The organism is Pseudomonas sp. RC3H12 (assembly GCF_018596375.1).
GTDB lineage: Bacteria > Pseudomonadota > Gammaproteobacteria > Pseudomonadales > Pseudomonadaceae > Aquipseudomonas.
The window spans coordinates 2,545,513-2,567,832 of the sequence record NZ_CP075595.1; the positions used below are offsets into that span (position 1 = coordinate 2,545,513).

Below are 22,320 nucleotides of genomic sequence, written 5' to 3' on the forward strand. Positions count from 1 at the left end.
GCGCGGTGTTGGTCGGGTGGTCAGGTTTGGCCTAGAGGCGCCGTCGCCGGCCAAGGGCCTCGCTCACAACACCACCTTGCGCCCTGCCCCGCTGCGCGCCTTGGCCATCGCTGCCAGGCGCACCGCCACGTTGGCCGCGCCATAGCCGGCATAGCCGCCCTTGCGCTGCAGGACCTCGAAGAAGAACCGCCCTTCGAACGGCTCGGTGTACACGTGGAACAGCTCACCGCCCTGGGCATCGCGGTCGTACAGCACGTTGTAATACGCCAGCTCGCTGAGGAACTCGTCATCGAAGTCGAAGCGCGCCGCCAGGTCGTCGTAGTAGTTCAGCGGGATTTCCAGCAACGGCACGCCGGCTTCCTTGGCCCTGGCCACCTCGCGGAAGATGTCGTCACAGTCAAAGGCGACGTGGTGCACGCCCGAGCCGCGATAACTGTCCAGGGCATGGGCGATGGCGGTGTTGCGGTTTTCCGAGATGTTCAGTGGCAGCCGCAGGGTGCCGCAGTGGCTGCGCAGGGCACGGCTCTTGACCAGGCCATAGGGGTCGGGCAACACCACCTCGTCGTCGGCGGTGAAGTCGAACAGGCTCTTGTAGAACAGCACCCAGCTGTCCAGCGCCTCGGCCGGCAACGCCAGGGCCATGTGATCGATTCGCTTGAGGCCACCACTGGCGCGGGCTGTCGGGTCCAGGCGGAAATCGGTGTCGTAGAGGGTCTGACCGTTGCCGTCGGGCTGCACCAGGTACAACAGGCTGCCGTCCGGTGCGCGCACCGCCGGGATCTCGCGCTCGTTGGGGCCGACCAGGCCGCGGAACGGCTGGCCACGGTAGGCCATGGCGCGCTGCAGGGCGTCCTGGCCAGCGTTGACCCGCAAGGCCGTGGCGCACAGTGACGGGCCATGGGCTTCGAAGAAGTTGTGGGCGAACGAATAAGGTTCACCATTGAGGACGATGTTGATATCGCCCTGGCGCAGCAGACGTACGGCCTTGCTGCGGTGCTCGCCGGCCTCGGCGAAGCCCAGGCGCTTGAGCCAGGCGCCCAGGCGTGCGCCGACCGCCTCGTCGACGGCGAACTCGAGGAACTCCACGCCGTCGTAGCGGCTGGCGGCCGGCGGCGCGAACAGCACGCCCGGCTCGACCGCCCGCGCCTCGCGCTCGAGCTGGCGGCGGGTCTTCTCCTCCAGGTACAGCAGCGAGCGCAGGCCATCGGCGGCGTTCTGCCGAGGTGGCGCCGCGCGGAAACCGTCATTGAAGATCTCCAGCGACAACGGGCCGCGATAGCCGCTGGCCAGGATCGGCGCCAGGAAGCCCGCCAGGTCCATTTCCCCCTGGCCGGGGAAGCAGCGGAAGTGCCGGCTCCACTCCAACACATCCATGGCCAGGATCGGCGCATCGGCCATCTGCACGAAGAAGATCTTCTCGCCAGGGATATCGCGGATGCCGCTGGGGTCGCCCCTGAGCGACAGCGTATGGAAGCTGTCGAGGATCACCCCCAGTGCCGGGTGGTCGGCCTGGCGCACCAGGTTCCACACCTGTTGCCAGGTATTGACGTGGCGCCCCCAGGCCAGGGCCTCGTAGCCGATGCGCAGGCCCCGCGCGCCGGCATGTTCGGCGAGCAGGCGCAGGTCGTCCACCAGCAACTGTTCGTCGCCCAGGGCGTCGGGCTGGACATTACTGCACACCAGCACCAGGTCGGTGCCTAGCTCCTGCATCAGGTCGAACTTGCGCTCGGCGCGGTCGAGATTCTTGCGCAGGCGGTCGCGGCGGCAGCCCTCGAAATCGCGGAACGGCTGGAACAGGGTAATGGCCAGCCCCAGGTCCGCGCACAACTGGCGCACTTCGCGGGGGCTGCCGGCGTAGTACAGCAGATCGTTCTCGAAGATCTCGACGCCGTCGAAACCGGCGGCGGCGATGGCTTCGAGCTTTTCCGGCAGGGTGCCGCTCAAGGAAACGGTGGCAATCGAACGGTGCATGGCGGGTATTCCTTGTTATTGAGTGAGGCCTGGCACGATCGATTATTCGCAGGTAAAGTCGCCCCGGCAACGAACTTTGTACGGAACAGTTAGTTTTTGTTCGATTACCGAACAAAACCCGTTCCAGCGAATTGCGTCACCCACCCCCGTGAACAACCATGAACACCAGTCGCAGGCCCGCCGCCCCTTCCCGCCGCCACGCCGGTCGTTCGGCGGAACCTGCGCTGCAATACCCAACGTCACCACATAATAAGTTCAAGAAAACGGGTACCGACCTATGCACACCTTGCTCGCCCTGCGATCCGCGCCGCCTCGTTCGTCTTCTCCACACAGCCCCTGCCCGCGCCTCAAGCGCTGACCAATCCGGCCCCTGACAAGAACAACGGAGACAACATGGCCCGCTCAAGTTCCCAAGCCAAGAAAGCCACCGCCAGCGGATGGATCGGCTCTGCCCTCGAGTACTACGACTTCTTCATCTACGCCCAGGCCGCGGCGCTGATCTTCCCGCAGATCTTCTTCCCGTCCGCCGACCCGAAGATGGCCATCATCGCCTCGCTGGCCACCTACGGCGTGGGTTACCTGGCGCGCCCGGTGGGCGCCTTCGTGCTTGGCCACTGGGGCGATACCCGCGGGCGCAAGAACGTGCTGCTGCTGTGCATGTTCCTCATGGGTCTTTCGACCATGGCCGTAGGCCTGCTGCCGACCTACCACGATGTCGGCCTGCTGGCCCCGGCACTGCTGGTCCTGCTGCGCCTGGTCCAGGGCTTCGCCGTGGCCGGCGAGATCTCCGGCGCCAGCTCGATGATCATGGAGCACGCGCCGTTCGGCCGGCGTGGTTACTACGCCAGCTACACCCTGCAAGGGGTGCAGGCCGGCCAGGTGATGGCCGCCGCGGTATTCCTGCCGCTGGCCTACTTCATGCCCAGCGAGGCCTTCAACGACTGGGGCTGGCGCATTCCGTTCCTGATGAGCGCGCTGGTGCTGGTGGCTGGTTTCATCATCCGCAAGGAGGTCCACGAGACCCCGGCCTTCGTTAGGGAAGAGAAACAGGACAAGGTGGCCAAGTCGCCGATCAGCGAGGCCTTCCGCCACAGCTGGAAGCACATGGTGCTGGTGATGTTCATGGCGCTGATGAACGTGATCCCGGTGGTCGCCACCATCTTCGGCGCCGCCTACGCGGTGCAGCCGGCCTACGGCATCGGCTTTGACAAGAGCGTGTACCTGTGGATCCCGGTGGTGGGCAACATCGTCGCGGTGCTGGTGATCCCCTTCGTCGGCAACCTCAGCGACAGGATCGGCCGGCGCCCGACCATGATCGCCGGTTGCCTGGGCTCGGGCCTGCTGGCGTTCGTCTACCTGTATGCGATCAGCATCCAGAACGTGCCACTGGCCTTCGCCGCCTCGATCGTCATGTGGGGCATGGTCTACCAGGGCTACAACGCAGTGTTCCCGAGCTTCTATCCGGAGCTGTTCCACACCCGCTACCGGGTCTCGGCCATGGCCATCGCGCAGAACCTCGGCACCATGATCACTGCCATGCTGCCGGCGTTGTTCGCCGCAGTCGCGCCGCCGGGCTCGGACAATATCCCGCTGGTGGTCGGCGGGCTGGCGTTCCTCATTACCTGCGTGTGCGCGCTGGCCGCCTACCTGGCACCGGAAACCCACCGGCTGGCAATGGAAGACCTGGGCAACCCGCAGGCACAACCCATGGCGCGGGAAGCCTATGAAGCGAGCCGCAAGGGCAGCTTGAAAGCGTTCGGCCACTGACATCGGCGGTGCCGAAAGAAAGACGCCTCGTCAGAGGCGTCAAGACATTCCCCCGCAACCAAAGGAGCACAGGGGCTTCTCAAGGTGAATCCGTGTGGTTCAGAGAATCGACAACGGGTACTCGACGATCACCCGCACCTCGTCCAGGTCCGACTCGAAGGCTGTCGCCCGGGTGGTGGCCTGGCGCACGCGCAGTGCCAGGTCCTTGGCCGCGCCGGTCTGCACCACGTACTTGATCTCGATGTCGCGCTCCCAGCGCTTCTGGTCGGTGAGCGGGTCGCCGTTGCCGTCGCGGCGCATGTAGTAGGCGTTGGCATGGCTGTAGTCGGCGTCGCTGCCACGGCCATAGCGGGTCATGAACGACAGCCCCGGCACACCGTAGGCGGCCATGTTCAAGTCGTAGCGCAGCATCCATGAGCGCTCTTTCGGCGAGTTGAAGTCGCTGTACTGGATGGAGTTGTCGAGGAAGATCGAATCGGACTGGCGCAGGTAGTCGAAGTCGTCGTCGCCGTTGTTGCGCTGGTGGGTCAGGGCCAGGGTATGGGCGCCGTAGCGCACGCCGAGCTTGGCGCTCCAGATGTCGTTGTCGAACTGGCCCAGGCGCTGACGTCCTTCGTCCCTGGCGTTGTAGAAATTGAACCCGCCGATCAGCGCCAGCTCATCCGACAGCGGCCAGGTCACGCTGGTGCCGGCGTAGTACTGGTTCCACACATCCTTCAAGCGACTGCCGAACAGGCTGACGCTGACGTTTTCGTTGATCGCGTAGTCGCCACCGCCGTAGGCGATCCACGGCGAATCCACCGGGCCGCCGTAGAACGTCACGAAGTTGTCGCGCAAGTCGCTGGACACCGGCTGGCTCATGGCGTGCAGGCGCCCGGCCTGCAGCGTCAGGCCTTGCACACTGGTGTTCTCCAGGGTCACGCCGCGAAAACTTTCCGGTAACAGCCGCGAGTCGCCGGCCGCCACCACCGGGTTGACCGGGAACACATCGCCCACCCGCAGCACGGTGTCGAACAGGCGCACCTTGGCCGCGCCGCCGAGCTTGGTGTATTCGTCGCGGGCCTGGCCATCGCGGTCCACCGGCAGCACGTCGAACGAGCTGCGCCCACCGTTGCGCCCGCCACCGGTGTCGAGCTTGAGCCCGAGCATGGCGAAGGCGTCCACCCCGACGCCCACCGTGCCTTGGGTGAAGCCGGACTCGAAGCGGGTGATCACGGCATGGGCCCAGGCTTCGGAGTAGCCGTTGCCGCTGTCCTTGCCGCTGTTGTAGGTGGGGGCCGGGCCATCACGATGGTCACGATTGAAATAGTAATTGCGGTTGAGCACGCTCAGGCGGCTGCCCTCGATGAACCCTTCCTTCTGCTCTTCTGCGGCCCAGGCCGCCGGGCCGAAGCCGGCCAGCGCCACCAGGGCGGCCAGGGAAAGTGTCGGATTGCTCTTCATCCACTGCTCCTTCGATTGCGGCTGTTCTTGTTGTCAGACCCTGGCGCTGGAGCCTCCCTGGTCTGGCCAGATGCGCACGCACCCAGCCCCATTGGCCGAGCCTGATGCTCGCCGCTGGCGGATAACGGGAAGGTGATGGGGGCATTACAATCGTGTCATGCGCAGCGGGGGGAGCCGCGTGCGCGCCCAGCTTTCAGATCTGTAACCCGGCCGTCATGCCCCTGTTTGCCGGGCATCGCTAGCGTGGTCTGCGAAACGAATTTTTCGGAGGCACGACCATGCTACGACCGACCCTCACCGCCGCCCTGCTGGCGCTTTCCCTCTCGACCCAGGCCAGCGGCTTTTCCAGGCTGGACAGCGAACAGCTGCTGGCGGACCACCAGCAGGCCGTGGCGGCCTATGCGGCCAAGCGGGCGAAGCCCATGCCGGAGATCGTCGACTACCGCTATGGCATGAAGCTCGACGTTGCCCGCCTCGTGCGCCAATCGGGCGACCCGCGCACCTGCGAGGTGGTACCGCGGCTGATGACCTTCGAAGACAGCCAGGGCACCTTGCGCACCGTGCGCTACGCGGTGCAGTCGCAGTGCATCAACAACAAGTAGTTCAGCCGCGCAGCCCGTCCACCAGTTGCAGGCTGTTGCGCCCGCTGCGCTTGGAGGCGTACAGCAGCACGTCGCCTTGCTCGATCAACGCCGCCAGGCTGGCCGGCGGGCGGTCGAACAGATTGGCGCCGATGCTCAGGGTCACCGCCTCGGGGGTGCGGAACGCCTGTTCGGCGGTGCCCTGGAACTGCTGACGCAGGGCCTCGGCCAGGCGCTGGATGGCTTCGCGCGAAGCCCCGGCCAGGAGGATCACGAACTCGTCGCCGCCCAGCCGTGCGGCGATCGCCCGCTCCGGCAGCATGGCCCGGATCATCTCGCTCAAGGCCACCAGCAGGCGGTCGCCGGCGGCATGCCCATGCAGGTCGTTGACCAGCTTGAAGTGGTCGATGTCGATCAGCAGCAAGGCCCCGGGGTTTGCCGGGGAAACCTCGTTGAACAGGTTCGCCGCGCGCATTTCCAGTGCACGGCGGTTGTACAGCGCGGTCAGCGGATCGCGCGCGGCCAGGCGCTCGATGCGCTCCTCGCGGCGGTAGCGCACGGTGCCGGTCATCGACAGGGCGATCAGCATGATCGCCATGGCCCCTTCCACCAGCGACACCTGGATGATCTGCCCGCGAAACGCGGTCAGGTCGATCAGTGTCCCCGGCAGCAGCGCCGGCAGCGTCTTGGCCAGGTAGAACAGCCCGTGCAGCAGCAGGATGCAGCGCAGCTGCACCGCGCCGACACTGAACGACTTGCCGTGCGGGCGCAACAATGCGCTGGCGTACAGGGTGAACGCGGCGACCAGCAGCGAGTTGGCCACCAGGAAGGTCTTCGACCAGGTGGGCCACTGCGGCAGCAGCAACAGGCTCAGCCAGGCCAGCGGGGCCAGGTAGCAGAGCCGTGACAGACGGGTTTCGGTAAAGCGTGACACCCCCAGCAGGAACAGCCAGTGGGCGGCCACCAGCATGCCGTTGGCGAACCAGATGCCGATGAACAGATAACCGCTGCCACGCAGCAAGGCGAGCGAGGAACCGACGCTGATGGTGGCGAAGCTGGCGCTCCAGCACAGCAGCGAAGACTCGCGCACGCTGCGCCACTCCACGGCCAGATACAGCGCGGCGGCCGCGGCCAGGGCGATGGTGAGGGTCAGCATGGTGGAAGCGTCGAACGCCATGGGTGGAAGTGGCCTGTATCTGGGTTACCGTTCAGAACGGTGATTGTATGCGTTCAAGGGTCAATGCACAGGCATAAATGATATCCAAATGATGGCATTCGGACTGATAACCCATTCATCCGCCTACCAGACGACAGTCACCTGTCATTGCCCGGAGAGGAAGCTCACCAACTGTCGCCCATGCGAGCTGAGCGCTTCCCAACTGCGGAAGCAGATACGCAACTCCAGGGTCGCCCAACGCTCCTCCAGCGCCACCCGGCGCACCGCCAGTTCCTGTTCGGCGCGCACGGCCGCCGTTTCCGGCAGCATGGCGATACCCGCGTGCTGGGCCACCAGCTGGGCGATGGCTTCGAAGCTGGGCGCGCGCACCCGCACCTTCAGCGGCATGGCCAGGTTCATCGCCAGTTCCTCGACGAAGCGCTGCATGGCACGCTCGGCGGGCAGGCAGACGAAGGGAAAACCCAGCGCGTCCGCCAGGCGCAGCTGGCCGCGCCCGGCCAACGGGTGATCGAGCGGCACCAGCAGCACCAGGCGCTCGGTGCGAAACGGCAGCGATACCACGCCCTCGTTGACCAGGTTGCCGTCGTACACGCCGATCTCGCACTCCCCGGCCAGCACCACCCGCAGGACATCGATGCTCTTGTGCTCGACCAGTTGCAGGTCCACCTCCGGGTAGTCGGCCAGGAACGGCCCGAGCACGGCCGGCAACAGGGTGCTGTTGGTCACGGTGGACGCCGCCAGGTGCAGGGTGATGCGCCGCTGGCCGGCGAGTTCGCGCAGCGTGTCCTGCAGCTTCTGCGCCTCGCCCAGCACGCCCCGCGCCGACTCCAGCACCAGGCGCCCGGCCGGGGTCAGTTGCATGCCGTCGGCCTTGCGCAGGAACAGGGTCAACCCGCTGCGCGCCTCGAACAGGCGCAGGCGGGTGCTGGCGGCCGATACCGCCACCGGGAAGGTCGCCGCCGCCTTGCTCAGGCTACCGGTGGCGGCAATGGCGGCGAGCAGCCGCAGGTCGGCCAGGTCGAAGTGCATCAGGGCTTCTCCAAATCAGAACGCCATGTTCGAGAAAAAGCGATTCTAGCGCGGGTGTGTTCTGCGCAGAATAAACCGCACTTCTTCTGTGCCACGGACCCGCCATGACCCGCCTGCCCGCCCCGCTCCAGCGCGCCCTTGCCAACGGCAGCCTGTACGCCGTACTCGCCGCCCTGGGCTTCAGTTTCAAGGCCATCTTCGTCAAGCTCGCCTATGCCGCAGGCCCGGTGGACGCCATCAGCCTGCTGGCACTGCGCATGGCCCTGTCGCTGCCGCTGTTCGCCTGGCTGGTGTGGGCCAGCCGTGGCCAGGGCGGCGCGCCGCTGAGCGCCGGCGACGGCCTGCGCGTAGCCTTGCTTGGCCTGTTCGGCTACTACCTGGCCAGCCTGTTCGACTTCTACGGCCTGCAATACATCAGTGCCGGGCTCGAGCGGCTGATCCTGTTCACCTACCCGACCCTGGTGCTGGTGATCCAGGCCATCGTCCAGCGCGAACGCCCGACCCTGCGCACCCTGGCGGCCATGGGCCTGTGCTACCTGGGGCTGGGCATCGCCTTTGTCCACGACATCGGCGCCTCGGGCGGCGGCAATGCGGTGCTGGTCGGCTCGCTGTGGGTGTTCGCCAGCGCGGTCACCTATGCCCTGTACTACTCGGGCACCGGCATGATGCTCAAGCGCATGAATTCGATGCGCCTGGCTGGATTGTGCGGTACCGCCTCCTCGCTGATGGTGCTGGCCCACTACCTGCTGGTGGCCGATGTCGCGCCGCTGCTGCAGTTGCCCGGCACGGTGTGGCTCAACGCGGCATTGATGGCGCTGTTCTCCACGGTGCTGCCGATCTACTGGGTGGCGCTGGCGATCCAGCGCCTCGGGCCCACGCACACGGCGGCGGTGGGCAACCTGGGGCCGGTGCTGACGATGCTGGCCTCATGGCTGATCCTCAGCGAGGCGATCTCCTTGTACCAGGTGGCCGGGCTGGTCCTGGTGCTGTTCGGGGTATCGCGGCTGAAACCGGCGAAAAAGCCAGAGGCGCCAACCGCACCGATCCCGGCCTCGGCGCGGTCCCTGTAGGCGCCATGCATCCGCTGCGGGCACGCATTGCATTTGCCCTGCACGGCGAACCCATGGCATAGAAAAGCTGTCCACGTCCTTACCCGGCCACATCGCGCCCTCCAGGAGATTCCCATGAGCAAGCCCCCTTATGTCCCGCCCAAGGTCTGGACCTTCGAGGCCCCTTCCGGCGGCCAGTTCGCCAGCATCAACCGCCCGGTGGCCGGCGCCACCCACGACAAGCCGCTGCCCACCGGCAAGCATCCGCTGCAGCTCTACTCCCTGGCCACGCCCAACGGGGTCAAGGTCACCATCCTTCTGGAAGAACTGTTGGCCCTCGGCCACGGCGGCGCCGAGTACGACGCGTGGCTGATCCGTATTGGCGAAGGCGACCAGTTCGGCAGCGGCTTCGTGCAGGTCAACCCCAACTCGAAGATCCCCGCCCTGCTCGACCGCAGCGTCGAACCGCCGGTGCGGGTGTTCGAGTCCGGCGCGATCCTGCTGTACCTGGCGGAAAAATTCGGCGCCTTCCTGCCCCAGGACCTGGCCGCGCGCACCGAGACCCTCAACTGGCTGTTCTGGCAGATGGGCGCTGCACCTTATCTGGGCGGTGGTTTCGGCCACTTCTACGTCTACGCGCCGGAAAAGTTCGAATACGCGATCAATCGTTTCACCATGGAAGCCAAGCGCCAGCTCGACGTGCTCGACCGGCGCCTGGGCGAAAGCGCCTACCTGGGCGGCGATACGTACAGCATCGCCGACATCGCCGTATGGCCCTGGTATGGCCAGTTGGTACGCGGCAACCTGTACGGCGCGGCCGAGTTCCTCGCGGTACACGAGTACGCCAATGTGCAGCGCTGGGCAGAGGCCATCGCCCAGCGCCCGGCGGTACAGCGCGGCACCCGGGTCAACCGCACCTGGGGCGAGGAAGCCAGCCAGGTGGCGGAGCGCCACGCGGCCAGCGATCTGGAGTGACCCAGTCACCCCGCACATAGCGACGCGTGCACCTCATTCGTGTTGCCTATGCCTCGAGGGGCATAGGCAACTGCGCACACCGACCCGCCGTTCGATTGCCCGGCTGCAACCAACCATTTCCCCGCTGCATGCCTGCGCCCACCAAGACCTTCTTGCTACACTCGCCGCCATGATTTTCCACCTGCACAACTGTGGTGACAGCATGATCGAGGTAACCGAGGTTTCCATTGCCGAGCTGCGCGACGCGCTCGAGTCTGGCCGCACGACGGCCGTCGAGCTGGTCAAGGCGTACCTGGCCCGCATCGACGCCTACGACGGCACCGACACCGCCACGCGGCTCAATGCCGTGGTGGTGCGCAACCCCGAGGCCCTGAAAGAGGCCGAAGCCTCCGATGCCCGCCGTGCCCGTGGCGAAACCCTCGGCCCGCTGGATGGCATCCCCTACACCGCCAAGGACAGCTACCTGGTCAAGGGCCTGACCGCCGCCTCCGGCAGCCCGGCGTTCAAGGACCTGGTCGCCCAGCGCGATGCCTTCACCGTCGAGCGCCTGCGCGCCGGCGGCGCCATCTGCCTGGGCAAGACCAACATGCCGCCGATGGCCAATGGCGGCATGCAGCGTGGCGTGTATGGCCGCGCCGAAAGCCCGTACAACGCCGCCTACCTCACAGCCCCCTTCGCCTCCGGCTCCTCCAACGGTGCCGGCACCGCCACCGCCGCCAGCTTCAGCGCCTTCGGCCTGGCCGAGGAAACCTGGTCCAGTGGCCGCGGCCCGGCCTCGAACAACGGCCTGTGCGCCTACACCCCGTCGCGCGGGGTGATCTCGGTGCGCGGCAACTGGCCGCTGACGCCGACCATGGACGTGGTCGTACCTTATGCGCGGACCATGGCCGACCTGCTGGAGATCCTCGACGTGGTGGTGGCCGACGACGCCGACAAGCGCGGCGACCTGTGGCGCCTGCAACCCTGGGTGCCGATCCCGGCCGCCTCGAGCGTGCGCCCTGCCTCGTACCTGGACCTGGCCGTGGGCGCCGAGTCGCTCAAGGGCAAGCGCTTCGCCGTGCCACGCATGTACATCAATGCCGACGCCGAAGCCGGCACCTCGGAGAAGCCCGGCATCGGCGGCCCGACCGGCCAGCGCATCAATACCCGTGCCAGCGTGATCGAGCTGTGGCAGCAAGCCCGCCAGGCCCTGGAAGCGGCCGGTGCCGAAGTGGTCGAGACCGACTTCCCGCTGGTCTCCAATTGCGAGGGCGACCGCCCCGGCGCGCCGACGGTGTTCACCCGTGGGATCGTCAGCAAGGAGTTCCTGCATGACGAACTGTGGGAACTGTCCGGCTGGGCCTTCGACGACTTCCTGCGCGCCAACGACGATCCCAAGCTCAACCGCCTGGCCGATGTCGATGGCCCGCAGATCTTCCCCCACGACCCCGGCACCCTGCCCAACCGTGAAGACGACCTTGCCGCCGGCATGGACGAGTACGTCAACATGGCCAAGCGCGGCCTGAAGAGCTGGGATCAGATCGCCACCGTGCCCGACGGCCTGCGCGGCCTGGAAGCCACCCGCAAGCTCGACCTGGAAGACTGGATGGACGCCCAAGGCCTGGACGCGGTGCTGTTCCCCACCGTGGCCGATGTCGGCCCGGCGGACGCCGATGTGAACCCCGAATCGGCAGACATCGCCTGGAGCAACGGCATCTGGGTGGCCAACGGCAACCTGGCGATCCGTCACTTGGGCGTGCCGACCGTGACCGTGCCGATGGGCGTGATGGCCGATATCGGCATGCCAGTGGGCCTGACCTTCGCGGGCAAGGCGTACAGCGACAACAATCTGTTGAAATTCGCCGCCGCCTTCGAGTCTACCGGCTCGCGCCGCATCGTCCCGCCGCGTACGCCGAAACTGGGCTGACGCACCTGATCGCGGGGCCCTTCCGCTCCTGCCCTGGGTAGGAACGGGAGGGCCCCGCGATTGCTTTTGAGCGTTCGACACCTTCGCCAAATTCAACTTTTTGTGTAATATTCAACACAATATTGAATCTGGTGCCGACCATGCTCACCCTCGCCCACGAACGCCAGCTCACCCTGAACGTGCTCAAGACCGCCCTGCAGGCGCTGGGCAGCGTCGTCCCGCGCAATGTGGAAATCCTTCTGCACGACCTCGAACACCCGGAACGCTCGGTGGTGGCGATCGTCAATGGCGAGCTCTCCGGCCGCCAGGTCGGCAGCCCGATACTCGCCGCTCCCGAACAGGACCAAGGGTTCAAGGCCTTGATGCAGGCCGCCGCCGACCAGCAGGGCTGCGACCCTGTGGTGCTGCCCGACTACCCCACCACCCTCAAGGGGCGCAGCCTGCGCAGCGCCACGGCGATCTACCGTGACAGCACCGGCCAGCCCTTCGCCAGCCTGTGCGTGAACACCGACGTCACCGGCCTGGACGCCGCCATGGCGTTTCTGCGGCACTTGCAGCCGCTGGGCGCCGCGCCAGCCACGGTAACCGCCGACGAGCCCGCCGACATGACTGCATTGATGGCCGGGATCATCCAGGACGCACTGCAGCGCAGCGGCCAGGGGCGGATGACCAAGCAGGCCAAGGTCGAGGCCGTGCGCGTGATGCAGGAGCGCGGCCTGTTCATCGTCAAGGGCGGCGTCGAGAAAGCCGCCGAGGCCCTCGGCGTGACCCGCTACACCGTCTACAACTACCTGGAGCAGCTGCGCGGCGAGCCCGCCGCGGCTGCCCGCGACTGAGCCACGGAGCCCACCATGCCCTTGCATATCCCTACCCCGCTGATCGAATCCCGCCCGCTGTCGCTGAGCGCCGGCCGCCCGGTGTGGCTCAAGCTCGAAGCCCTGCAACCCTGTGGCTCGTTCAAGCTGCGCGGCGTCGGCCACGCCTGCGAGGCGCACCATGCTCGCGGCGCCCGTCACTTCGTCTCCTCGTCCGGCGGCAATGCCGGGCTGGCGGTGGCCTACGCCGGCCGCAAACTCGGCGTGCCGGTGACCGTGGTGGTGCCCGAGACCACCACCGAACGGGCCAAGGAACTGCTGCGCCTGGAAGACGCCAGCGTGGTGGTGCGCGGCAGCTCCTGGCAGGAAGCCAACGAGCACGCGCAGACCCTGCTGGGCGCGGGTGACGCCTTCATCCACCCGTTCGACGACCCGCTGCTGTGGACTGGCCACGCCAGCATGATCGATGAAGTGGCCCAGGCCGGCTGCAAGCCGGATGCGGTGGTGCTGTCGGTTGGCGGCGGCGGCCTGCTGCGCGGCGTGGTCGAAGGGTTGCAGCGCAATGGCTGGCAGGATGTGCCGGTGCTGGCCGTGGAAACCGAAGGCGCGGCGTCGATGCACGCGGCCATGGCTGCCGGGCACACCGTGGAACTGCCGGGGATCACCTCGGTAGCCACTTCACTGGGGGCCAAGCGGGTGGCCGAACAGGCGCTGGCCTGCACCCGCCAGCACCCGGTGGTCAGCCACCTGGTGAGTGATCGCGAGGCGCTCGACGCCTGCGAACGCCTGCTGCGCGATCACCGCCTGCTGGTGGAGCCGGCCTGCGGCGCGGCGCTGGCCTTGCTCGAACACCCCGACGCAGTGGCGGCCTTTGGCAATGTCCTGGTGATCGTCTGCGGTGGCGCCACCGCAACGCTGGAGCAGATCCGCGCCTGGCGCGAAGCCTGCTGATCCGACACAGGCTCGCTTGAACACGAGCCTGGGCAGCTGTCGGCGAACACGTTACCGCTATATACTTTTGAACATATCGATTCAGAAGTACGTGTTTGCCATGCCCAGTATCCGTGATCGCAACCTGCAACTGATCCTCGCCGCCGCCAGCGAGGAATTCGCCCACCATGGTTTCGCCGCCGCCCGGGTCGACGCTATCGCCGCCCGCGCCGGGCTGCCCAGGGCCAACGTGTTCTACTACTTCCGCAACAAACGCCTGCTCTACACCGCAGTGCTCGACCTGGTGATGGAACCCTTGCTGCGCGCCTCGCGCAGCCTGGTGCCGGAGGCTCACCCCGAACAGGCCCTGCCCCGCTACTTCAAGGCCAAGGCCGAGGTGGCGCGCCAACACCCCGGCGCGGTACGCGTCTGGCTCAAGGAAATGCTGCATGGCGCCCGGCAACTGCCCGGTGAACGCGCCGAGCTGCTGCGCAGCAGTGGCAGGCAGACGCTGGCCTGCCTGGCGCAGTGGATGGAGCGCGGGCTGATCGTGCGGACCACGCCCGAGCACCTGCTGCTGTACCTGTGGTCTACGTCCCTGGCGACCTTCCGCTTCGGCATGGCCCCCGGCAGCTCAGTGCAGATCAAGCCATCCCGCGCCTCGACCCAGGCCCAGGCCGAGCTACTCTTGCGCGGCCTGCGTCCGGAGCCCTGCGCACTGGGCAGGAGCGCATGACCGATATATAACTAAAAATACAACGACTGACCTATCGACAAGGAGCACCGTCATGACCCCGGTCAACGCCGCCAAGGAAGCCGTAGGCGCCCCCTACCAGCTGGAACTGATGAGGCATGCCCAGCGCATGACCTGGGAGGCCGTCGAGCGGATCGCCCAAGGCATCCATCCTGGCATGCGTGAATCACAGGCCCGGGAGCTGGGCCAACAGGTGCTGGTCGAGCTGGGCATGCAGCGCATCTGGCACCCCACCCACATCCGCTTCGGCAGCAATACGCTGAAAACCTTCAAGCAGCGCTCCGACGGCGATCCGGTGCTGGGCGACAACGACATCTTCTTCATCGACATGGGCGTGGTCTGGCAAGGCCATGAAGGCGATGCCGGCACCACTTTCGTCAGCGGGAACGACCCGCAGATGGCCGCCTGCGCAGCGGCGGCCCGCACCCTGTTCGATGAGGTGCAGGCCCAGTGGCGCGGCCAGGGGGTCAGCGGCGTCGAGCTCTATCACTTCGCCGCCGAGCGTGCTCGCCAGCTGGGCTGGAAGCTGAACATGGACATCAAGGGGCACCGCGTCAGCGACTTCCCCCACGCCATCTATCGTGCGGGTGACCTGGGTGATTTCGAAGGCGCCCCCGGCGCCGGGCTGTGGATCCTCGAGATCCAGATCGCTCATCCCGAGCACGCCTACGGCGCCTTCCACGAGGACCTGCTGGCCTGAACGAAGCTTACTCCGCCACCACCCCCTGCAACCGAGCCCACAGCCGCTCGACATGCTCACGCTCGGTGGGCAGCGCCCCCACCGAGACCCGCACCATCCAGCGCCCGTCCAGGGTTGCCGGGGTCACGTAGGCATCACCCGAGGCGTTGAGGCGCTCGGCCCAGGCACGGGTGTGGGCATCCAGCGCCTCGCCCTCGAGACCCGTCGGACGATGGCGGATGCACAAGGTCTGCAACTGCACCGGCGCCAACACCTCCCACGCGGCAGCCGCCTCCACCTGCGCGGCCAGCCACTGTGCGTTTTCCAGGTCGCGGCGCAGGCGTTGCTGCAGGGCCTCGACACCTTCGCTGCGCAGCATGAACCACAGTTTCAAGGCGCGGAACCGCCGCCCCAGGGGGATGCCCCAGTCGCGCAGGTTCTTCACCTCGCCATCGACCGCCGACTGCAGGTAGCTGGGGTTGGTGCTCATCACCCGGATCAGGTGCTGCGGGTCGCGCACATAGTAGATCGAGCAGTCGAAGGCCACGCCCAGCCACTTGTGGGCATTGACCACCACCGAGTCGGCCAGCTCGATGCCGTCCCACATCCAGCGGCATTCCGGGAGGATCATCGCCGAACCGGCCATGGCCGAGTCCACGTGCAGCCACAGCTGGTTGGCCTGGGCGATCTCGCCGATCGGGCGCAGCGGGTCCAGCGCGGTGGTGGTGGTGGTGCCGGTGGTGGCCACCACGGCGCAGGGCTGGTTGCCGGCGGCGAGGTCCTCGGCGATGGCGTCGCGCAGCGCCTCCGGGCGCATGGCGTAGTGTGCGTCGGTGGGGATCAGCCGAATGTTTTCACGGCCGAATCCGGCCAGCAGCGCGGCCTTGTCCACCGAACTGTGGGCATGGGCGCTGACGTAGACCACCAGGGGCTTGCCCTGGGCCTGCAGGCCGCCGCGCACCTGGGCATGGTCGGTGGCACGCTCGCGGGCGCAGATCAGCGCCACCAGGGTACTGGTCGAGGCGGTGTCCTGGATCACCCCGCTCCATTGCCCGCTAAGGCCGAGCAGCTGGCGCAGCCAGTCGAGGGTGGTTTCCTCCAGTTCGCTGAGGGCCGGGCTGGACTGCCACGACAGGCCGAGCACGCCCAGGCCCGTGCTGAGGAAGTCGCCGAGCACTGATGACAGAGTGCCGTTGGAGGGGAAGTAGCCGTAGAAGTCCGGGTGCTGCCAGTGGGACAGGCCGGGCATCACCAGCTTGTCGACGTCGGCGAGGATGGCCTCGAACGGCTCGCCTTGCTGCGGCGCGCCTTGGGGCAGCGCGGCCTTGAGGTAGCCGGGTTCGACCTGGGCCATGACCGGGCGTTCGCCGACGGTCTGGCGATAATCGGCGATCAGGTCGATCAGTTGGTGGCCGTATTGGCGGAATTGCTCGGGGGTCATGGGCGGTCTCCTGGCGGACAATGCCTCGCAGTCTAGGCCTCCATCACCCGCCGAATAACCCCGCTTCACGCATAGCTGCTATGGCAAAGGCGCATGCCCACCCTGCACGCCGAACTGCGACTGGCGCCACACCTCGAACACCCGGTTACGCAGCCAGCGATGTTCGGCCGAGGCCTGCAGACGCTGATGCCATACCACCCAGTAACGCTGGGTGTGCTCGACAAAGCCCATCGGCCGCCAGCTCAGCCCATGCAACCGCGCCAGTTGCCGGGCGATATGCTCGGGCACCGTGGCCAGCGCCTGGCCGTTGCCGACCACCTGGACCATCGCGCTGAAGAACGGCACCTCCAGGCTGACGCGCCGTTGCAGCCCCTGGGCACGCAGATGGCGGTCGATGAAACTGTCCTTGTCGCCGCCACCGGACACCCGCACGTGCTTGAAGGCCAGGTAGTCATCCTGGCTAAGTTCGGCGCGGGCGCTCAGCGGATGGTCATGGCGCATCAGGCACACCGCCCGATCCTCGCCCAGCAGCCGACCGTGCAGGTTGGGTGGCGACTCGTCGAACAGCGTGGTGGCCAGGTCGATCTCGCCGCTGGCGAGCAAGGCGTACTGCCCGGCCTGCCAGGTGCGGTACTCCAGCGATACCCCTGGCGCCTCCTGCTCCAACGCTTTCACCAGCTGCGGCAGCATATGTTCGGCCACGTAGTCCGAGGCGGCCAGGCAGAAGCGCCGTTCGCAGCGCGCCGGGTCGAACGCTGCGGGCTGGCGCAGGGCGTTGAGCTCGTCGAGTACCTGGCGCAATGGCTCGACCAGCGTTTCGGCGTGTTCGCTGAGCACATAGCCACGCCCCTGGCGCACCAGCAGCGGGTCGTCGAAAGCCTCGCGCAGGCTGGCCAGCTGGCGGCTCAGCGCCGATTGGCTGCAGCCCAGGCGCTCGGCTGCGTGGCTGAGGTTCTTCAGCTGCAGGAGACAGTCGAGGGTACGCAGGTGGGCAAGGCTGAGGGAGGCGAAGCTGGGGTGCATGGCACAGGTCCGGAAATGATCGCGGGGCAAGCCCGCTCCCACAGACGCACTGGGGAGAGGGCTTGCCCCGCGAGGATAACGCGCGGCTCAGTCAGTCAGGCCGACATAGACGTTCTGCACGTCGTCGTTCTCGTCGATAGCCTCGAGGAATGCCTCGACCTCGGCCAGGGCTTCGGCGCTCAGGCTGGCCGCACTCACCGGGTTTTTCGGGGTGTAGCCAATCTTCGCCGAGGTGACGGTGAAGCCATGCTCGGGCAGGGCCTTCTGCACGGCGTCCAGGTCGGTGGTATCGGTGATGAACAGGGTCGAACCCTCTTCCTCGCCGTCCTCGAAGTCCTGGGCACCGGCTTCGATGGCTGCCATTTCCGGGTCGGCGTCGCCTTCCGGGGTCGCCTCGATCAGGCCGACGTGGTTGAAGTCCCAGGCCACCGAACCGCTGGCACCCAGTTGGCCCTTGCGGAACAGGACGCGGATCTGCGCCACGGTGCGGTTGACGTTGTCGGTCAGGCACTCGACGATCAGCGGCACCTGGTGCGGGGCGAAGCCTTCATAGCTGACGGCATGGTACTGCACGGCCTCGCCGTCCAGACCTGCGCCCTTCTTGATCGCGCGCTCCAGGGTCTCACGGGTCATCGAGGCTTTCTTGGCCTGGACGATGGCCAGGCGCAGGCGCGGGTTCATGTCCGGGTCAGCGCCGGACTTGGCGGCGATCTGGATCTCCTTGGCCAGCTTGCCCATGATCTTGCCCTTGGCGTTGGCCGCCGTTTCTCTATGCTTGGCTTTCCACTGTGCGCCCATATCGACTCTCTTTGTTTCAGCGGCCGGTTCAGGAAGCGACCGGCCAAAAAGTGGGGAGAGTTTATACGCCCTGCGCACCGGGTTCGACAAGAAATCGCATCAGCTTCAGCCCTTGTCGGCCTTCCCCGCCGCCGCCGCGAACTTCGCCAGGCGCACATCCAGCCCGCGTGGACGCACGCCGCGGTCTTCGGCGCGCTCCTTGCGGCGAATGGCGTTGCGCACCATCAGCGACCCCAGGTAGCGCACCGGCTCCGGCGGGAAACGCCCCAGCGGACCCTTGACCAGCGGCGAGCGGGTCCAGGCGTTGTCCAGCCCCAAGGTCAGCGACGAGAGGATCTGCCCGCCCATGTGACACGGCCCCACCCCGCTGCCTGAATAGCCGAAGCCATAGAACACGTTGCCCTGCCCATCGAGCCGGCCAAAGAACGGCAGGCCGGTCACCGAGCGATCCGACGGCCCGTTCCAGCTCGCCGCCAACGGCACCTCGGCCAGCGCCGGGAAGAACTCGGCCAGGCTGTCACGCAGCAACGACTGATACGGCGACGGCTGGTCGAACACCGGCAGCATGCGCCCGCCGTAGGCAAAGGTATTGCCGCCCTTGCCGAGCATCAGCCGACCGTCGGAGGTGTTGTGGTAGTAGTGCACGAAGATCCGCGAGTCGAGCACGCTGACGCCGCTGTCCAGGCCGATCTGACGCAGCAGCTCGGGGCACGGCTCGGTGATCACCATGTCGCTGGAGACGATCGCCACGCTGCGCTCGAACTGCGGGAAAGCCCGCGCCATCCAGGCATTGAGGCCCAACACCACGCGGTCGGCGCGGATGGTGCCGGCCCGGGTGCGCACCTGTGCCGGCGCGCCATGCTCCATGCCGGTCATCGCCGTGCCTTCGTGAATGCGCACGCCACGCTGCAAGGCTACCCGGCGCAAGCCGCGCACCAGACGCCCCGGCTGTACCGTGGCCGCGGCCGGCGAGTACCAGCCCTCCAGATGCCGCTGGGAGCCGGCCAGGCGCTGCACCTGTTCCAGCGCCAGGCGCTGGAACGAGTTGATGCCGTGGCGCTCCAGCGCGGCGATCACCGCATCGGTGCCGCCGAGCTGGGCCTGGTTGGTGGCGGTGTAGAGCGTGCCGTCCATGCGGAAGTCGCAGCGGATGCCATTGGCCGCGCAGAACTCGCCGATGGCGCCGATGCTGCGTTCGGACTCGCCCACCAGACGCACCGCCTCGGCCACCCCGAACAACCGTTCGAGGGTGAAGTACTTGGCCGACCAGGACAGCGCGCAGCCACCGTTGCGCCCGCTGGCCCCGGCGCCGCAGATGTCGGCCTCGATCAGCAGCACCTCCAGCTGCGGCGCCTGTTCCTTGATCATCAAGGCAGTCCACAACCCGGTGTAGCCACCGCCGACGATGCACACGTCGCAGCGCGCATCGCCGGCGAGCGGCGGGCACAGGGCCTCGTCTTCCTGGTCCAGGGCCTGTTGCAGCCAGAAGGGTCTCATCTGCTCGCTTTCCTCTAGGTACGCAGTGGCTTGATCGCCATGCCGGTATTGGGGGCCACGTCGGTGGCCTGGGGTGCCGTTGCCGGACGGCTGTTCCAGTGCGGCAGCAGCACGAGGGCGGAGAACAGCGCGGTGCCGGCGAAGACGATGAATACCGTGACGCTGTCGAAGTAGCCCGGCAGCAAGCCGCCAAGCACTGCGCCCACCGAGCCGCAGCCGTTGACGAAACCGGCCGCGGTGGCGCCGGCCTTGGCCGTGCCGAAGTCGATGGCCGCGGCGCCGCTGATCATCGAGTCCGGGCCGTAGAGGGTCAGGCCCATGACGAACAGCAAGGCCACCACCAGCGCCACGCTGCCGCTGTGCATCGCCGCCATGAAGCCGGCCAGGGTCAGGGTCAGCAGCACCAGGCTGATCACGCAGGCCGGCATGCGCCGGGCGCCGAACAGCTTGTCCGAAGCCAGGCCGATGAGGATCGGGCCAAGCAGCCCGGCCAGCTCGAAGGCCGTGGGGATGATCGCCGCGCCGACCTTGCCCACCGAGGGCATCTGTTCGAAGACGATCACCGGCCCCCACAGCAGGATGGCGTAGCGCGCCGGCTTGAGCAGGAAGTAGGCCAGGCCCAGGGTCAGCACCGTGCGGTTGCGCAGGATCTCGCGCAATGGCGCCCACACGCTGCACAGGTTCGCCCCTGGGGCCATGCTCTGTGGCTCGGGCTCCACGGCCGGCAGGCCGACGTCCTCGGGCTTGTTGCGCTGGAAGATGAAGAACAGCACCGCCACCACGGCCACCACCACGGCACTGGAGAAGAATGCCGCGTGCCAGGTGCCGACCAGGGTGTAGGCCCACCAGCCGGCGAACGGCGAGGCCACCAGGCCACCGAAGGCGTAGCACGAACTCCACAGCCCCAGTACCCGTCCGCGCTGGGACGCCGGGAAGAAACTGCCGATGTTCTTGCACAAGCCCGCCCAGCCGGTGGACTGCGCCAGCCCTTGGACCAGCATGCAGGTAGCGAAGATCGGGAAGGTTGCGTAACTGCCCATCACCACCGCGGCGGCCGACGAGATCAGCAGCCCGCCGAGCACCACCACGCGCGGCCCGAAGCGATCGGCGAGCATGCCCCAGGTGAACTGGCCCACGGCGTAGGCGGCCAGGTAGATGGCGTCGAGGTTGGCCATGGCGGCCTTGTCCAGCATGAAGGTCGGGTCTTCGCCGATGCCGAGCTTGGCCACCGAGAAGGCCTTGCGGGTGAAGTAGAAGGCGGCATAGGCCAGCCAGGTGATCGCGAAAATCTGCACGCGCCAGCGCTTGATGGCGCCCAGGGATTGGTTCATTTGACTCTGACCTCTTGTTTGAGTGTGCCGGCAGAATGTGAAGAAACGCCTGTCTTGTTGTTGTGTTGCGCACTGCGTGACGGAGGGACGTCACCTGGTCAGATGGCGGTGGTGCCGCCATGGCCGACATGCCGCTGCTCGTGGCAGCGGCGTCGGGTTGAAACACATGGAAACAGCTACTGACTGATAAATAAAATCGATTTATCGTATTTCACACATAAGCCCAGCTTGTAAGCGGAGTGTTCGATGTCGGTTTCCCACGCTCAACTCAAGGCCTTCCACGCGGTTGCCGAGCAAGGCAGCTTTACCCGCGCGGCGCAAAAGCTGTTTCTCACCCAGCCGGCGGTGTCCGACCAGGTGCGCAAACTGGAGGAACGCTTTGGCGTTTTGCTGTTTCACCGCAACAAACGCTCGGTGCAGCTGACCGACCTGGGCGAGCGCCTGCTGGGCGTCACCCAGCGCCTGTTCGCCTGCGAGGCCGAGGCCCAGGAGCTATTGCAGGACTCACGCGCCCTGCACACCGGCAGCCTGACCCTGGCGGTGGACGCGCCAGTGCATGTGCTGCCGCAGATTGCCCGGTTCTGCCAGCGCTATCCGGGGATCCAGGTGAAGATCGAGACCGGCAACACCGATGAGTCGCTGGCGCGGTTGTTCAGCTACCAGGCCGACCTGGCCCTGCTCGGGCGCGATGTCGATGACGAGCGGCTGTTCTGCGTGCCGATGCGGCGCGACCCGATGGTGGCGTTCGTCTCGCACCAGCATCCCTGGGCCAGCCGTGGACAGATCAGCCTGGCAGACCTGGACGATACGCCGCTGGTGCTGCGCGAGCCGGGGTCGGTGACGCGGCAGACGCTGGAGGAGGAGATGCAGCGGGCGGGGTTGCGGATTCGGTCGGCGATCCAGGTCGAAGGGCGGGAGGCGGCGCGGGAGGCGGTGGTCGTGGGGATTGGCGTGGGGGTGGTGTCCGCGGCTGAATTCGGGGCCGATGCTCGGGTTTGTGCTTTGCCGATTGTGGATTGTCAGCGACATTTGACGGAGACGTTGGTGTGTTTGCAGGAACAGCGGATGCGGCGGGTGGTGGCTACGTTTTTGGAGATGGTTTTGGAGTAGGTTCTTTGGTTATTGTTTTGGTTTTTGTATGCACATTCGTAGGT

19 protein-coding genes are annotated in these 22,320 nt (G+C 66.8%); 10 read left to right on the forward strand and 9 right to left on the reverse strand.

All coding sequences use genetic code 11. The features are described from left to right. Window positions 1–63: 63 nt before the first annotated feature. Window positions 64–1,971 carry a 3-dehydroshikimate dehydratase QuiC gene (gene quiC / locus KHO27_RS11550; RefSeq protein ID WP_214501846.1) on the reverse strand — a complete coding sequence of 636 codons (1,908 nt, stop codon included), beginning with the start codon at window positions 1,969–1,971 and terminating at the stop codon, window positions 64–66. 393 nt (window positions 1,972–2,364) lie between these two features. Between quiC and KHO27_RS11555 the strand changes: the two genes are divergently transcribed. Further along, the gene (locus tag KHO27_RS11555) at window positions 2,365–3,738 is read left to right on the forward strand and encodes an MFS transporter (protein ID WP_094011072.1); all 1,374 of its coding nucleotides are present in this window, start codon (window positions 2,365–2,367) and stop codon (window positions 3,736–3,738) included. Between the two features lie 99 nt (window positions 3,739–3,837). Here the strand turns inward: KHO27_RS11555 and KHO27_RS11560 are convergent, their stop codons facing one another. Next, the gene (locus KHO27_RS11560; protein WP_110701607.1) at window positions 3,838–5,181 is read right to left on the reverse strand and encodes an OprD family porin; all 1,344 of its coding nucleotides are present in this window, start codon (window positions 5,179–5,181) and stop codon (window positions 3,838–3,840) included. A 278-nt stretch (window positions 5,182–5,459) separates the two neighbouring features. Here KHO27_RS11560 and KHO27_RS11565 point away from each other — a divergent pair, with 278 nt between their 5' ends. Further along, entirely contained in the window at window positions 5,460–5,783 is a 324-nt protein-coding gene (locus tag KHO27_RS11565; protein WP_046856021.1) for a DUF2790 domain-containing protein, read from the forward strand. Between the two features lies 1 nt (window position 5,784). Here KHO27_RS11565 and KHO27_RS11570 read toward each other — a convergent pair whose 3' ends face one another. Together KHO27_RS11570 and KHO27_RS11575 are read right to left on the reverse strand one after the other, a co-directional pair. Then, a complete protein-coding gene (locus KHO27_RS11570; protein ID WP_102683768.1) occupies window positions 5,785–6,939 on the reverse strand; it encodes a GGDEF domain-containing protein in 1,155 nt (384 codons plus the stop codon). Window positions 6,940–7,083: 144 nt separating this feature from the next. Next, on the reverse strand, window positions 7,084–7,968 hold the full coding sequence (locus KHO27_RS11575) for a LysR substrate-binding domain-containing protein (RefSeq protein ID WP_038705881.1): 885 nt from the start codon (window positions 7,966–7,968) through the stop codon (window positions 7,084–7,086). Window positions 7,969–8,072: 104 nt separating this feature from the next. Between KHO27_RS11575 and KHO27_RS11580 the strand changes: the two genes are divergently transcribed. The 7 genes from KHO27_RS11580 to KHO27_RS11610 all read left to right on the forward strand — a co-directional run bounded on the left by KHO27_RS11580 (window position 8,073) and on the right by KHO27_RS11610 (window position 15,097). Then, on the forward strand, window positions 8,073–9,038 hold the full coding sequence (locus tag KHO27_RS11580; RefSeq protein WP_110701603.1) for a DMT family transporter: 966 nt from the start codon (window positions 8,073–8,075) through the stop codon (window positions 9,036–9,038). A 114-nt stretch (window positions 9,039–9,152) separates the two neighbouring features. Continuing rightward, entirely contained in the window at window positions 9,153–9,992 is an 840-nt protein-coding gene (gene yghU, locus KHO27_RS11585; RefSeq protein ID WP_214501847.1) for a glutathione-dependent disulfide-bond oxidoreductase, read from the forward strand. A 202-nt stretch (window positions 9,993–10,194) separates the two neighbouring features. Beyond that, window positions 10,195–11,898 carry an amidase gene (locus KHO27_RS11590; RefSeq protein WP_110701697.1) on the forward strand — a complete coding sequence of 568 codons (1,704 nt, stop codon included), beginning with the start codon at window positions 10,195–10,197 and terminating at the stop codon, window positions 11,896–11,898. Window positions 11,899–12,038: 140 nt separating this feature from the next. After that, entirely contained in the window at window positions 12,039–12,734 is a 696-nt protein-coding gene (locus KHO27_RS11595) for a helix-turn-helix transcriptional regulator (protein WP_110701599.1), read from the forward strand. A gap of 15 nt (window positions 12,735–12,749) precedes the next feature. Then, window positions 12,750–13,664, forward strand: coding sequence for a pyridoxal-phosphate dependent enzyme (locus KHO27_RS11600; protein ID WP_110701597.1), 915 nt, complete (start codon window positions 12,750–12,752; stop codon window positions 13,662–13,664). A 100-nt stretch (window positions 13,665–13,764) separates the two neighbouring features. Beyond that, window positions 13,765–14,379 (forward strand): TetR family transcriptional regulator C-terminal domain-containing protein, encoded by a 615-nt coding sequence (locus KHO27_RS11605; RefSeq protein ID WP_110701595.1) that lies wholly within the window; start codon window positions 13,765–13,767, stop codon window positions 14,377–14,379. 52 nt (window positions 14,380–14,431) lie between these two features. Beyond that, on the forward strand, window positions 14,432–15,097 hold the full coding sequence (locus KHO27_RS11610) for a M24 family metallopeptidase (RefSeq protein WP_110701593.1): 666 nt from the start codon (window positions 14,432–14,434) through the stop codon (window positions 15,095–15,097). A gap of 7 nt (window positions 15,098–15,104) precedes the next feature. Here the strand turns inward: KHO27_RS11610 and KHO27_RS11615 are convergent, their stop codons facing one another. From KHO27_RS11615 to KHO27_RS11635, 5 genes are all read right to left on the reverse strand, one after another. Further along, complete coding sequence (locus KHO27_RS11615; RefSeq protein ID WP_111532240.1) at window positions 15,105–16,517, reverse strand: DOPA decarboxylase; 1,413 nt, start codon at window positions 16,515–16,517, stop codon at window positions 15,105–15,107. 78 nt (window positions 16,518–16,595) lie between these two features. Beyond that, window positions 16,596–17,540, reverse strand: a complete 945-nt coding sequence (locus KHO27_RS11620; RefSeq protein ID WP_110701589.1) for a LysR family transcriptional regulator — start codon at window positions 17,538–17,540, stop codon at window positions 16,596–16,598. Window positions 17,541–17,627: 87 nt separating this feature from the next. Then, window positions 17,628–18,338 carry a YebC/PmpR family DNA-binding transcriptional regulator gene (locus KHO27_RS11625; protein ID WP_110701587.1) on the reverse strand — a complete coding sequence of 237 codons (711 nt, stop codon included), beginning with the start codon at window positions 18,336–18,338 and terminating at the stop codon, window positions 17,628–17,630. A gap of 105 nt (window positions 18,339–18,443) precedes the next feature. Beyond that, entirely contained in the window at window positions 18,444–19,835 is a 1,392-nt protein-coding gene (locus KHO27_RS11630; RefSeq protein ID WP_214501848.1) for an FAD-dependent oxidoreductase, read from the reverse strand. A gap of 14 nt (window positions 19,836–19,849) precedes the next feature. Next, the gene (locus tag KHO27_RS11635) at window positions 19,850–21,166 is read right to left on the reverse strand and encodes an MFS transporter (RefSeq protein WP_111532239.1); all 1,317 of its coding nucleotides are present in this window, start codon (window positions 21,164–21,166) and stop codon (window positions 19,850–19,852) included. Between the two features lie 246 nt (window positions 21,167–21,412). Between KHO27_RS11635 and KHO27_RS11640 the strand changes: the two genes are divergently transcribed. Further along, on the forward strand, window positions 21,413–22,276 hold the full coding sequence (locus tag KHO27_RS11640) for a LysR substrate-binding domain-containing protein (RefSeq protein ID WP_110701581.1): 864 nt from the start codon (window positions 21,413–21,415) through the stop codon (window positions 22,274–22,276). The last annotated feature ends 44 nt before the right edge of the window (window positions 22,277–22,320 follow it).

What these genes read in the sequence shown, in the direction of transcription:
- yghU (WP_214501847.1), top strand. Translation starts at nt 9,153, where the DNA reads ATGAGCAAGCCCCCTTATGTCCCGCCCAAGGTCTGGACCTTCGAGGCC.
- KHO27_RS11580 (WP_110701603.1), top strand. Translation starts at nt 8,073, where the DNA reads ATGACCCGCCTGCCCGCCCCGCTCCAGCGCGCCCTTGCCAACGGCAGC.
- KHO27_RS11570 (WP_102683768.1), bottom strand. Translation starts at nt 6,939, where the DNA reads ATGGCGTTCGACGCTTCCACCATGCTGACCCTCACCATCGCCCTGGCC.
- KHO27_RS11610 (WP_110701593.1), top strand. Translation starts at nt 14,432, where the DNA reads ATGACCCCGGTCAACGCCGCCAAGGAAGCCGTAGGCGCCCCCTACCAG.
- KHO27_RS11555 (WP_094011072.1), top strand. Translation starts at nt 2,365, where the DNA reads ATGGCCCGCTCAAGTTCCCAAGCCAAGAAAGCCACCGCCAGCGGATGG.
- KHO27_RS11565 (WP_046856021.1), top strand. Translation starts at nt 5,460, where the DNA reads ATGCTACGACCGACCCTCACCGCCGCCCTGCTGGCGCTTTCCCTCTCG.
- KHO27_RS11615 (WP_111532240.1), bottom strand. Translation starts at nt 16,517, where the DNA reads ATGACCCCCGAGCAATTCCGCCAATACGGCCACCAACTGATCGACCTG.
- KHO27_RS11635 (WP_111532239.1), bottom strand. Translation starts at nt 21,166, where the DNA reads ATGAACCAATCCCTGGGCGCCATCAAGCGCTGGCGCGTGCAGATTTTC.
- KHO27_RS11575 (WP_038705881.1), bottom strand. Translation starts at nt 7,968, where the DNA reads ATGCACTTCGACCTGGCCGACCTGCGGCTGCTCGCCGCCATTGCCGCC.
- KHO27_RS11590 (WP_110701697.1), top strand. Translation starts at nt 10,195, where the DNA reads ATGATCGAGGTAACCGAGGTTTCCATTGCCGAGCTGCGCGACGCGCTC.
- quiC (WP_214501846.1), bottom strand. Translation starts at nt 1,971, where the DNA reads ATGCACCGTTCGATTGCCACCGTTTCCTTGAGCGGCACCCTGCCGGAA.
- KHO27_RS11630 (WP_214501848.1), bottom strand. Translation starts at nt 19,835, where the DNA reads ATGAGACCCTTCTGGCTGCAACAGGCCCTGGACCAGGAAGACGAGGCC.
- KHO27_RS11600 (WP_110701597.1), top strand. Translation starts at nt 12,750, where the DNA reads ATGCCCTTGCATATCCCTACCCCGCTGATCGAATCCCGCCCGCTGTCG.
- KHO27_RS11560 (WP_110701607.1), bottom strand. Translation starts at nt 5,181, where the DNA reads ATGAAGAGCAATCCGACACTTTCCCTGGCCGCCCTGGTGGCGCTGGCC.
- KHO27_RS11640 (WP_110701581.1), top strand. Translation starts at nt 21,413, where the DNA reads ATGTCGGTTTCCCACGCTCAACTCAAGGCCTTCCACGCGGTTGCCGAG.
- KHO27_RS11625 (WP_110701587.1), bottom strand. Translation starts at nt 18,338, where the DNA reads ATGGGCGCACAGTGGAAAGCCAAGCATAGAGAAACGGCGGCCAACGCC.
- KHO27_RS11620 (WP_110701589.1), bottom strand. Translation starts at nt 17,540, where the DNA reads ATGCACCCCAGCTTCGCCTCCCTCAGCCTTGCCCACCTGCGTACCCTC.
- KHO27_RS11595 (WP_110701599.1), top strand. Translation starts at nt 12,039, where the DNA reads ATGCTCACCCTCGCCCACGAACGCCAGCTCACCCTGAACGTGCTCAAG.
- KHO27_RS11605 (WP_110701595.1), top strand. Translation starts at nt 13,765, where the DNA reads ATGCCCAGTATCCGTGATCGCAACCTGCAACTGATCCTCGCCGCCGCC.